General features: G+C 76.5%; 2 protein-coding genes. Both read left to right on the top strand.

The window, feature by feature from the left end; all coding sequences use genetic code 11:
- The first annotated feature begins 427 nt into the window (after positions 1 to 427).
- Complete coding sequence (locus E0D90_RS17545) at positions 428 to 4,165, top strand: SDR family NAD(P)-dependent oxidoreductase (protein ID WP_130799188.1); 3,738 nt, start codon at positions 428 to 430, stop codon at positions 4,163 to 4,165.
- Positions 4,166 to 4,384: 219 nt separating this feature from the next.
- Positions 4,385 to 12,088: type I polyketide synthase (locus E0D90_RS17540; RefSeq protein ID WP_130799187.1), on the top strand; the 7,704-nt coding region annotated here is incomplete at its 3' end.

Raw genomic sequence — 12,088 nt, 5'->3', positions numbered from 1 at the left:
GGTTGAGGCTGTGGTGGTGGCTGCGGGGGAGCGGGGGTGGAGGGCGCGGAGGTTGCGGGTGTCGCATGCGTTCCACAGTGTGCGGATGGAGCCGGTGCTGGAGGAGTTTCGTGGGGTGTTGGAGGGGGTTGAGTTTCGGCGTCCGGTGGTGACGGGGTTGTCGAATGTGTCGGGTGGGGTGGCGGATCGTTGGGGTGAGGTGGGGTATTGGGTGGAGCATTTGCGGTCGGCGGTGTTGTTCGGGGACAACGTGGCGGCGTTGGGTGGTCTGGGTGTGTCCGCGGTGCTGGAGTTGGGTGCGGATGCGACGTTGACGTCGTTGGTGGGTGTGGGGGCGGAGTCGTTGTGTGCGGTGCCGGTGTTGCGGAAGGGCCGTGGGGAGGCGGTGGGTGTGCTGGCGGCGTTGGGCCGGTTGCACTGTCATGGGGTGGCGGTCGACTGGTCGCCGTTGCTGGGTGGTGGGCGCAGGACCGATCTGCCGACCTACCCCTTCCAACGCGACCGCTACTGGATGAGCGGCGGTGGAGGCACGGTCGACGTCCGCGGCCTCGGCCTCGGCGCCACCGACCACCCCGTCCTCGGCGCCTCACTGGACCTGCCCGACGGCGGCGGCACCGTCCTCACCGGACGTCTGTCGCGCGCCGCCCACAGCTGGCTCGCCGACCACCCCGCCGTCCCCTCCGCCGCCTTCGTCGACCTCGTCGTCCGCGCGGGTGACGAAGCGGGCTACGACACCCTCGCCTCCCTGGAGAGCGGCGTCCCCCTCGTCGTACCGCCGGGCACCGATGTCCACCTCAGGGTCGTCCTCTCGCCGCCCGGCGAGGACGGCAGTGGCAGCGCCACCGTCCACGCCCGCCCCGAGGGCGCCGCCGACTGGAGCTGCCACGCCACCGCCGCCCTCACCGCCCGCGGCGGTTCCGACCCCGCCGTCCCCGCGACGCACACCCGGCGGGACGGCGCTGAACTCCCGGTGCCGGACGACGGCGTCCTGCGCACCCTGCGCCGCGACGGCGACATCGCCCGCGCCCACCTCGTCCTGCCGCCCGCCCACGCCCGCGACGCCGCCCGCCACGGCATCCACCCCGCGCTCCTCGACGGCGCCTGGGAGGCGGTCCGGCAGGCCGGACTGGCCGACGCCGACACCGTCGCCGCCGACTGGAGCGACCTCCGGCTGCACGCCTCGGGAGCAGCCGAGGCGTGGGCCGAGGTCCGCCACGACGACTCCGGCGTCCTGCACGTCACCCTCACCGACACCCACGGCGCGCCGCTGCTGACCGGCGCCGTCAGCCGCGTCGGCGAGGCCGCCGCCGCCCGCAGGGCCGAGGCCGCGCTGCGCGACGACCCGCTGTACACCGTCGAGTGGACCTCCGCCGCCCCCGCCGACGACACCCAGGACGGACCGGAGTGGAGCGTCCTGGAGACCGGCGCCGGGGCCGACGCCCTCGCCGCGCTGCCCCCGGGGCCGCGGGTCGTGCTCTGGCCCGCCCCGTCGGGCGGGTCCGAGGCGCCGGCCGCCGTGCGCGGCGCCACGCACGCAACCCTCGCCTTCCTGCGGGCGTTCCTGACCGACGAGCGCCTGACCGAGGCACGGCTCGCCGTCGTCACCCGGCAGGGCGCCGCCGTCGGCTCCGGCGGCGAACCCGCCACCGGCGACGCGGCCGCCGTGTGGGGCCTGGTGCGCTCCGCCCAGTCCGAACACCCCGGCCGTGTCCTGCTCGTCGATGTGCCCTCGGGTACGCCCGAGGACGCGCTGCCCGAGCTGGCCGCCCGCGCCCTGGCGGCGGGCGAGCCGCAGTCCGCGGTGCGCGACGGTGCCGTCTGGCTGCCGCGTCTCGCGACCGTCGAAGCGCCCGCGCTCGCCCCGCTCCCCACCACGCCGTGGCGGCTGCGGGACGACGGGCGGGGCCGCGTCGACGGGGTCTCCCCCCAGCCCGTCGACCCCGGGGAGACCGACGCCGGCCCGCTCCCGGCCGGCGCCGTGCGGGTCTCGGTGCGGGCCGCGGGCGTCAACTTCCGTGATGTGCTCACCGTCCTCGGGATGTATCCCGGCGAGCCGCTGCCCCTGGGCATGGAGGCCGCCGGTGTCGTCACCGAGACCGGCCCGGAGGTCACCGGGCTGGCGGTCGGCGACCGCGTCATGGGCCTGTGCACCGGGTCCTTCGGCCCCGAGGTGACCGGCGACCACCGGATGTGGAGCCGGTTCCCGGAGCGCTGGTCCTTCGCGGAGGCGGCGACCGTCCCCGTCACCTTCCTCACCGCCTGGTACGGGTTGTTCGACCTCGGGAGCCTGAAGGCTGGGGAGCGGGTGCTGGTGCACTCCGCCGCCGGCGGGGTGGGCATGGCGGCGGTGCAGCTGGCCCGGCATGCCGGGGCCGAGGTGTTCGCCACGGCCGGCCCCGCCAAGCAGCGGGTGCTGCCGCTCGACGGCGAGCACATCGCCTCCTCCCGCGACCTGGAGTTCGGCGAACGGTTCGGGGAGATGGACGTCGTCCTCAACTCCCTCGCGGGCGAGTTCATCGACACCTCCCTGCGGCTGCTCGGCGGCCGGGGACGCTTCGTGGAGATGGGCAAGACCGACCTGCGCGACCCGGCCGGGATGCCCCCCGGCATCGACTACCGCTCCTTCGACCTCGTCGAGGCCGGTCCGCAGCGCATGGGCGAGATGTTCGCCGAACTGCGGAAGCTCTTCGAGGACGGCGCCCTCCAGCCGTTGCCGTTGACGTGCTGGGATGTGCGGCGGGCTGCTGAGGCGATGCGGTTCATGAGTCAGGCGCGGCATGTGGGGAAGGTCGTGCTGACGGTGCCGCGTGTGCTGGGTGGTACGGGTACGGTGCTGGTGACCGGTGGTACCGGTGGTGTGGGCGCGGCGGTGGCGTCGCGGCTGGTGGAGTCGCACGGGGTGCGGCGGCTGGTGCTGACCTCGCGGCGTGGGATCGAGGCGCCGGGTGCTGCCGAACTGCGGGAGCGGCTGGCGGAGTCGGGTGCCGAGGTGGTCGTGGAGGCGTGTGATGTCTCGGACCGGGAACAGGTGCGGGCGCTGCTGGAGGCGATACCGGAGAGCGCCCCGCTGACCGGGGTGGTGCACGCCGCCGGTGTCCTCGACGACGGCGTCCTCACCGACCTCACACCCGAACGGATCGACGGGGTGCTGGCGCCCAAGGCCGACGCCGCCCGCCACCTCCACGACCTCACCCGCCACCTCGACCTCGCCGCCTTCGTCCTCTTCTCCTCCGCCGCCGGTGTCCTCGGCTCACCCGGCCAGGGCAACTACGCCGCCGCCAACGGCGTTCTGGACGCCCTCGCCGCCGAGCGCGCCCGCGACGGGCTCCCCGCCACCTCCATGGCCTGGGGGCTGTGGGCCGGCACCGGCATGGGCGGTGAACTCTCCGAGCAGGACCTGCTCCGGCTCTCCCGGGGCGGCCTCACCCCCCTCACCCCCGAGCGCGGCCTCGCCCTCTTCGACACCGCGCTGCGCTCCGCCGTGCCGGCCGTCGTCCCCCTCACCCTGGACACCGCCCGTCTGGAGGCCGCGGGAGGGGCGCTGCCCGCGCTGCTGCGCGGCCTCGTCCGCCGCACCGTGCGGCGGCAGGCCGACGCCGGTGGCGACGCGGCCGGCGGCGCCTGGCTGGAGGAGATCCGGGCCGTCCCGCCCGCCGAACGGCAGCGCAAGGTCCTCGACATGGTCACCTCGCTGCTCGCCCGGGTCCTCGGCCACGCCGACGCCCGCCGGATCCGCCCGCAGCAGCCGTTCACCGAGCTGGGTCTCGACTCCCTCACCGGCGTCGAACTGCGCAACCAGCTCGCCGCCGCCTCCGGGCTGCGGCTGCCCGCCACCCTGGTCTTCGACCACCCCACCCCGCAGGCCATCGCCACCCTGCTGGTCACCGAGCTGTTCGGTGAACAGGCGGCCGACGGCGCCGCGGACGGAGCGGCGCCCCGCGACCCGGCGGCGCCGCTGCGCGAGAGCATCGCGCGGCTGGAGGAGCAACTCACCAAGGCGGACGCGGGCGACGACGCCTTCTCCGGCGTCGAGCCGGAGCTGCGACGGCTGTTGTCGCTGTGGGCGGCGGCCCGTTCCGGTGGCGACGCCTCGCACAACGACGTCGCCGACGCCAACGCGGAGGCGCTGTTCGCCCTGCTCGACAACGAACTCGGTTCGGCGTGAGGCGGACTCGCCCGTCGTCCGCCGCCGAGGGGAAGCGAAGACGCGACCGGCTCCGGTGAGCCAGGGCCGGCCGCCCCGGCCGGTGGCGGCCCGGCCGGGGCCGCGCCCGGAGCCTCCGCCCCGCGCGGTCCCCGCCCCGGCCGGCGGGGACCGCGCGGGGACGTCAGCGATCTTCGGCACCCGTCGGCAGCCGCCGACCACACAAGGAGAGCCCCCACGATGACCAGCGAGAAGCAGTACCTCGACTACCTCAAGCGCGCCACGGTCGACCTGCGGGAGGCCCGCAAGGAGCTGCGCAGACTGCGGGACAGCGGTCACGAGCCGATCGCCGTCGTGGGCGCGGGCTGCCGGTTCCCCGGAGGCATCACCTCTCCCGAGGAGCTGTGGCGGCTCGTCGACGAGGGCGGCGAGACCCTCGGCCCCTTCCCGGAGAACCGTGGCTGGGACCTCGACCGCTACTTCGACCCCGACCCCGACAACGCCACCCGGATCACCGCTCCGCGCGCGCACTTCCTCTACGACGCGCCCGCGTTCGACGCCGGGCTCTTCGGCATCTCCCCGCGCGAGGCCCTCGCCATGGAGCCGCAGCAGCGGATATCCCTGGAGGTCGCCTGGGAGACCCTCGAACGCGCCGGAGTCGACCCGACCTCGCTCAAAGGCACCGACACCGGGGTGTGGATCGGCGCCATCGGCCAGAGCTACGGCCGCAACCAGCAGGCCGCCGGGCTCGTCGGCAACCTCCTGACCGGCACCACCAGCAGTGTCATCTCCGGCCGGATCGCCTACACCTTCGGCCTGGAGGGCCCCACGCTCAGCCTGGACACGGCCTGCTCCTCCTCCCTCGTCGCGCTGCACCTGGCCGTGCGGGCCCTGCGATCCGGAGAGTGCTCGCTCGCCCTCGCCGGCGGGGTCACCGTCGTCAGCATGCCCGAGCTGTTCGTGGAGTTCTCCGCCGTCGGCGGCATCTCGCCCGACGGCCGCTGCCGTGCCTTCGCCGACGACGCGGGCGGCGTCGGCTGGTCCGAGGGCGCCGGGCTGCTGCTGGTCGAACGCCTCTCGGACGCGGTCCGGAACAACCGGAACATCCTCGCCGTCATCCGCGGCTCCGCCGTCAACGCCGACGGCGCCTCCAACGGTCTGACCGCCCCCCACGGTCCCTCCCAGCGGCGCGTCATCGGCGCGGCGCTCCGCGACGCCCGTCTCACCCCCGCCGACGTCGACGCGGTCGAGGCGCACGGCACCGGCACCCCGCTCGGCGACCCCATCGAGGCCGACGCCCTGATCGCCACCTACGGCCGGGAACGCGGCGACGGCGAACCGCTGTACATCGGCTCCGTGAAGTCCAACCTCGGGCACGCCCAGGGCGCCGCCGGCGCCGCCGGAGTCCTCAAGACGGTCATGGCCCTGCGCAACGGCACCCTGCCCCGCACCCTCCACGCCGACGCCCCCACCTCACACGTCGACTGGACGGCCGGCTCGGTGGAACTCCTCACCGACTCCCGGCCCTGGCCCGCCACCGGACACCCCCGCCGGGCCGCGGTGTCCGCCTTCGGCCTCAGCGGGACCAACGCCCACCTCATCCTCGAACAGGCCCCCGACCGGGCCCCCGCCGACTGGCCGGACGCGCCCGGGCACGTCGTCGCCTGGCCGGTCTCCGGCGCCACCCCCGCCGCCCTGCGCGCCCAGGCGGGCCGCCTCCACGACCACCTCACGAAGCGTCCCGACGCGCCGCCGTCCGCCGTGGCCCGCGCCCTCGCCACCACCCGGGCCCGCCTCGACTCCCGGGCGGTCGTCCTCGGCGCCGACCGGGACACCCTGCTCGCCGGGCTCCGTACCCTCGCGGACGGCGGCACCGCGCCGGAGGTCGTCAGCGGCGCCGAACTCATCTCCGGGCCCCTCCTCGCCCTCCTCTTCGGCGGCCAGGGCAGCCAGCGCCCCGGTATGGGGCGTCAACTCCACCAGCGCTACGAGGAGTTCGCCCGGGTCTTCGACGAGGTGTGCGCCCTCCTCGACGCCGAACTCGCCGACACCCTCGGCCACTCCGTGCGGGACGCCGTCCTCGGCGAACCGGCCGGCTCCGACGCCGGGCCGCTGGATGACACCGCCGTCGCCCAGCCCGCCCTATTCGCCCTCCAGACCGCCCAGCACGCCCTGGTCACCTCACTCGGCCTGCCCGCCGACGCCGTCGCGGGGCACTCCATCGGCGAACTCACCGCCGCGCACGTCGCCGGCGTCTGGTCGCTGCCCGACGCCTGCAGGGTCGTCGCCGCCCGCGCCCGCCTGATGCGTCAACTCGCGCGCGCGGGAGGCGCGATGGCCGCCCTCGGCACCGACCGGGCGGGGGCGGAACAGCTGATCTCCGGCCACCCCGGCGTCGAGATCGCCGCCGTCAACGGCCCGCAGGCCGTCGTCGTCTCCGGCGACGCCGACCGGATCGCGGCCGTCCGCACCGAGGCCACCGACGCGGGGCTGCGCGCCACCGCGCTGCGCGTCTCCCACGCCTTCCACAGCGCCCACATGGACGCCATGCTCGACGCCTACCGCGCCGTCCTCGACTCCGTCACCTTCCACGAGCCCCGGATGCGGGCGGTCTCCACCCTCACCGGGCGCCCCGTCACCGACGGGGAGTGGACCGACCCCGGCTACTGGGTCCGGCAGCTGCGCCACCCCGTGCTCTTCGCCGACGCCGTCCGGGCCCTGGAGGACCAGGGCACCACCGCCTGGCTGGAACTCGGCGCCGACGCCTCCCTCGCCACCCACACCGCGCTCGGCGTCACCGACGCCCACGCCGTCGTCACCTCCGTGACCGGCCCCGTCCGGCGCGGGCGCCCGGCCCAGGACGAACCCACCGCCCTGCTCGCCGCGCTCGGCCGCCTCCACGGCCACGGCGTGCCCGTCGCCTGGGAACGGACCCTGGACGACCACCCCGCCTCCGGTCCCGCCGTCGACCTGCCGACCTACGCCTTCCAGCACGAGGACTACTGGCTGCACGACCCCGTGCCCCCCGGCGGCTCCGCCTGGTGCCACGAGGAGCGCTGGGAACCGCTGACCCCCGCCGTCGGCACCACCCGCCGGCCCGGCGGATGGGTCCTGGCCGTTCCCGCCGGGCAGGAGGACCACCCCTGGAGCCGCGCCCTCGCCGACGGCCTCGACGCCGCCGTCCTGCCCGTCGCCACCGGCGGGACCGTCGCGGACGCGTCCGGTGAGGATCAGCCGGGCGAGGACCAGCCCGGCGTGGACCCGAACGGCGTGGACCCGGACGGCGCCCCGGCCACCGCGAGCACCCTCGGCGAGCGGCTCCGCGCGCTCGACACCTCCGGCGGCGTGCTGTCCCTGCTCGCCCTCGACGACACCCCGGTGACCGGGCACAGCGCGCTCACCACCGGCATCGGCGCCACGCTCGCCCTCATCCAGGCCGTGGCGGCGCTGGACGGCACCCGTCTGTGGTGCGCCACCCAGGGCGCGGTCGCCACCGGTGCCGAGGGCCAGGGCACCGACGACGCGGGCACCGGGGGAGAGGGCGCCGCCGTCCGCCAGGCCCCCGTATGGGCCCTCGGCCGCGTCGCGGCGCTGGAGCAGCCCCGCTCCTGGGGCGGCGTGCTCGACCTGCCCCCCGGCCCCGCCACCGGCGACTCCGTCACCGCCGCCGTCGCCGCCCTGACCTCGGCCGACGACGACCAGATCGCCGTACGGGGCGCCACCGTCCTCGTCACCGGCGGCACCGGCGGCCTCGGCGCCCAGTGCGCCCGCTGGCTCACCGCCCACGGCGCCGACCACGTCGTCCTGCTCTCCCGTGGCGGCCCCGACGCCCCCGGTGCCACCGAACTGCGCGCCGAACTCACCGCGGACGGCCACCGCGTCACCGTCCTCGCCTGCGACGTCTCCGACCGCGAAGGGCTCCGTGACGTCCTGGACTCCCTCGTCCACGACGGCCACACCCCGACCGCGATCGTCCACGCGGCGGGCGTCCTCGACGACGCCCTGCTGCCGGGGCTCACCCCCCGGCGGCTCGCCACCGTCTTCGGGCCCAAGGCCGACGCGGCGCTCCATCTGCACGAGCTGACCCTGGCCGCCGGGATCGAACTGGACGCCTTCGTCCTCTTCTCCTCCTCCGCCGCCCCCCTCGGCTCGCCCGGACAGGGCAACTACGCCGCGGCCAACGCCGTCCTGGACGCTCTCGCCCGCCACCGCCACGCCCGCGGCCTGCCCGCCACCTCCCTCGCCTGGGGTCCCTGGGCCGGTGCCGGCATGGCCGGCGACGGCGCCGTCGCCGGACAGTGGGAGGACCGGCCCGGCCTGCACCTGCTGCGCCCGGCCACCGCGCTCTCCGTCCTCGCCCGCGTCACCGGCTCCGGGCGGCCCGCCACCTCCGTCGTCTCCGCCGACTGGGAGCGACTGCTGGCGCTCTACACCGCCGTTCGCCCCACCTCCTACTTCGACCTGATCCCGCGCCGGAACCCCACCGCGACGGCCCCGCCGGTCTCCGGCGCGCCCGCCGAGGCCGAGAGCGCCGTCCTGACCCGGCTCCGCGCCGAGGTCACCGCCCTGCCGGAGGTCGACCGCGAACCGTTTGTCCTGCGGCTGGTCACCAGCCATGTCGCGGCCGTCCTCGGTCACGCCGACGGCGGGGGAGTCCCCGCCCGCCGTGCCTTCACCGAACTCGGCCTCACCTCGCAGAACGCCGTCGAGATCCGGGGCGCGCTGTGCGAGAGCACCGGCATCGACGTGCCCGTCACCGTCGTCTTCGACCACCCCACGCCGCACGCGCTCGCCCGCTACGTCCTCGGCGAGATCCTCGGCGGGACCGCGGCCGACGCCGCCGGTCACCCGGTGACGACCGCCCCCGCGTCCGACGCGCCCGTCGCGATCCTCGGCATGGGCTGCCGCTTCCCCGGCGGCGACAGCCCCGACGCCTTCTGGCGGCACCTGCTCTCCGGCACCGACCCGGTGCGCGAGGTCCCCTCCGACCGCTGGGACGCCGCCGACTACCACGACCCCGTCCCCGGCACCCCCGGCAGGGCCTACACCCAGCGCGGCGGCTTCCTCGACTCCATCACCGGCTGGGACGCCCCCTTCTTCGGCTACACCCCCCGCGAGGCCCTCCGCCTCGACCCGCAGCACCGGCTGGTGCTGGAGCTGGTCTGGGAGGCCGTCGAGAACGCGGGCATCTCCCCGGAATCCCTGCGCGGCACCCGGACCGGCGTCTTCCTCGGCCTCGCCGAATCCCAGTACGGCATCCGCCAGATCACGCTGGAGGGCCCCGGCTGCCTGGACGACCCCAACTTCGGCCTGGGCACCTCCGCCAGCGCCGCCGCCGGGCGCGTCGCCTACCACCTGGACCTGCGCGGCCCCACCATCACCGTCGACACCGCCTGCTCCTCCTCCCTGGTCGCCACCCACCTCGCCGTGCAGGCGCTGCGCTCCGGGGAGTGCGACTACGCCCTCGTCGCCGCCGCCAACGAGGTGGTCGGCCCCGAGTTCTTCCTGAGCGCCTGCAAGATGGGCATGCTCGCCCCCGACGGCCGCACCAAGACCTTCGACGCCTCCGCCGACGGGTACGCCGTCGGCGAGGGCGGCGGCGCCGTCCTGCTGCGCCGCGCCGCCGACGCCGCCGCCGACGAACAGCGGCCCCACGCCGTCATCCGGGGCACCGCCACCAACTCCGACGGCCGCAGCAACGGCCTCACCGCCCCCAACCGCCACTCCCAGCTCGCCGTCATCCGCGCCGCCCACGCCGACGCCGGGGTACGCGCCGAGGAGATCGACTTCGTCGAGGCCCACGGCTCCGGGACCGCCCTCGGCGACGCCATCGAGTACGGCGTCCTCACCGAGGTGTTCGGCGACCGCGCCACCGGCCGCCCCCTGCACGTCGGCGCCGTCAAGAGCAACATCGGCCACCTGCTGACCGCCGCCGGCATGGCCGGACTCGTCAAGACCGTCCTGGCCCTGAACGGACGCGAACTCCCGCCCAACCTCCACCTGGAGAAGCCCAACGCCGACGTCGCCCTCGACGGCCCCGTACGGCCCGTCACCCGCCGCGAAGCCGTCGGCGACGGCGCGGGCGGCACCCTGCGGGCGGGCGTCAGCTCCTTCGGCTGGTCCGGCACCAACGCCCACCTCGTCGTGGAGGCGGCCCCCGTCGCCGAGGAGGCCGGACCGGAGGAGACCGGCGCGGAGGACGCCGGACCGGCGGGAGCCGGGGGAACCGGCTGGCAGCTCCTCACCGTCTCCGGTGTCACCGCGGATGCCGCCGCCGCCAACGCCCGCGCCCTCGCCGACCACCTCGACGCCCACCCCGGCCTCGACCCCGCCGACGTCGCGCACACCCTGGCCGTCGGCCGCGCCCAGTTCCCGTACCGCAGGAGCGTCGTCTGCCGCGACCTGCCCGGCGCCGTCGCCGCGCTGCGCGCGGACTTTCCCGCGCGGGCGGCCCGTGAGGCCCCCGTCCGCTACGCCCTGGTCCTGCCGGGCACCGGCCTGCCACAGGCCACCGCCGACACCCTGCGCGCGGCACATCCCGCCTTCCGCGACGCCTGGGACGCCTGCGCCGACGCCGCCCGCGCCCAGGGCACGGGCGACCTGACGGCCGACCCCGCGCTGCGCGCCTTCGCGGCCGCGTACGCCGGCACCGCCCTCCTCCGGGCCGCCGGTGTCGACCTCCCCGGCACGATCCTGGCCGCCGGCCCCGGTGAACTCGCCGCCGCCTGCGCCGCGGACGCCCTCACCCTCACCGACGCCGTCGCCCTCCTCACCGCCCCCGACGACACCGCCCGCGTGGAGCGCGCCGGGGCCCTCACCTACGGCACGCCCCGGGTCACCGTGCGCGCCCTGGCCGACGGGGAGACCCTGCCGGTGACCGATCCGGGGCACTGGCGGCGTACGGCCGAGGCACCGCACGACACGACGGTCGGCCCCGCCGTGCTCGCCGGGGACGAAGGCACATCGCTGCTCACCCTCGCCGCCGGGCCGGTCACCGGCCGCCCCGGCGAAGTGCCCCTGCTCGCAGTGTCCGAGGACGGTGACGCCGCCAGGAGCTGGCTGACCGTCCTGGGCGGGCTGTGGGAGGACGGCCTCACCGTCGACCTCGCCTTCTCCCGCCCCCGGGGCACCCGCGTCCTGCGGCTGCCCACCTACGCCTTCCAGCGGACCGAGCACTGGCCCACGGCGCGCCCCGACGCCGGGGCCGCCGCGCTCCCGGCCGCCACGACCACGGCGGCCCCCACGACTCCGGCGGCCCCCACGACCCCGGCCGCCGCCCCGGCCACCGAGCCCGGCGCCCAGGAGCCGCACTTCCTGGCCCCCGTCTGGCGCCGCGAGCACACACCACCACGCACCACCACCCCGGCGCCCGCGACGGTGCTGGTCCTGGCGGATCCCGGCCCGCTCGCCGACGCCCTCCGCGAGCGGCTGGAGGCGGCGGGCCACCGGGCCCTGCTCGTCCACCCCGCCGCCACCCACCGTGCCCCCACACCCGGCACCGCCGGCACCGCCGACCCGGCGGACCCCGCCCAACTGGCCGCACTGCTGGGGGGATTGGACGCCGAAACCGGGCCGCTGCCGGTGGTGCACGCCCTCACCGCGACCGGCCCCGACCAGGCCCGGACCGCCACGGAGGCGGCCCTGGACCGCGGGTTCCACAGCCTGCTGTGGCTGGCGCGCGCCGCCGCCAAGGCCCTCCCGCGCCGCCCGCTGCGGCTGCTGATCGGCGCGGTGGGCGTCGCGGACGTCCTCGGCGGCGAGGAGATCCGGCCCACGGCGGCGACGGCGACGGGCGCGGCCCGTTCCCTCCTCAGCGAATACCCGACGGCCCGGGCCCACATCACTGACCTCGACGCCGAGTCGGCGCCCGGGGACGGGGCCGCGCACCTGCTGCACGACCTGCACGGCCTGCTGACGGAGCCCGCGGAGAAGACGGCTCACGAC

The organism is Streptomyces otsuchiensis, assembly GCF_004305975.1.
GTDB lineage: Bacteria > Actinomycetota > Actinomycetes > Streptomycetales > Streptomycetaceae > Streptomyces > Streptomyces otsuchiensis.
This window is presented reverse-complemented; position numbering and strand designations above follow the sequence as displayed.